We start from the raw sequence: 515 nt of genomic DNA on the forward strand, positions 1-515 counted from the left end.
ACCAGGGGGAGTTTCCGCTCAGTCAATTAGTGGAGCGCTTGACGGCGGCGCTGGATATTGAAAAAGTTACCAAGAAATTTTTTAAACAATTCGATGAAGAGCGGCTGGCATTTGTCGAATTGATTGATGGCATTCCGAACGAACGCGAGCGGCGCTGGTTGGCGTCGGTGTTAATGAATCGGTTGATGTTTATTTGGTTTTTGCAATGCAAATTATTATTAGATAAGGGCAATAGTCGGTATTTATTGGACAAATTAGCGGCGAGTGGCCGGCGCGGTCAGGATTTATTTTACAGCGAGTTTTTGCAGGCGTTGTTTTTTGAAGGTTTTGCGAAACCGGCCTATGAACGGAGCGCGGCGACGCAGGCGCTCATTGGCGATATTGTGTTTTTGAATGGCGGGTTATTTTTACAGCATTCGCTGGAGTTGCAATACGGCGCGTCAATTCGTATTCCCGATCTGGCATTTGCCAATTTATTTAAGTTATTCGGCAGTTATTCGTGGCATTTGGATGAC

At 45.8% G+C, this 515-nt stretch carries 1 protein-coding gene; it reads left to right on the forward strand.

Going from position 1 to position 515, the window contains the following annotated elements; genetic code table 11:
* Positions 1-515, forward strand: a 515-nt coding sequence (locus tag HUK38_RS14750; RefSeq protein WP_202985591.1) for a hypothetical protein, incomplete at both ends; no start/stop codon positions are given.

This window comes from Thiospirillum jenense (assembly GCF_014145225.1).
Lineage (GTDB): Bacteria > Pseudomonadota > Gammaproteobacteria > Chromatiales > Chromatiaceae > Thiospirillum > Thiospirillum jenense.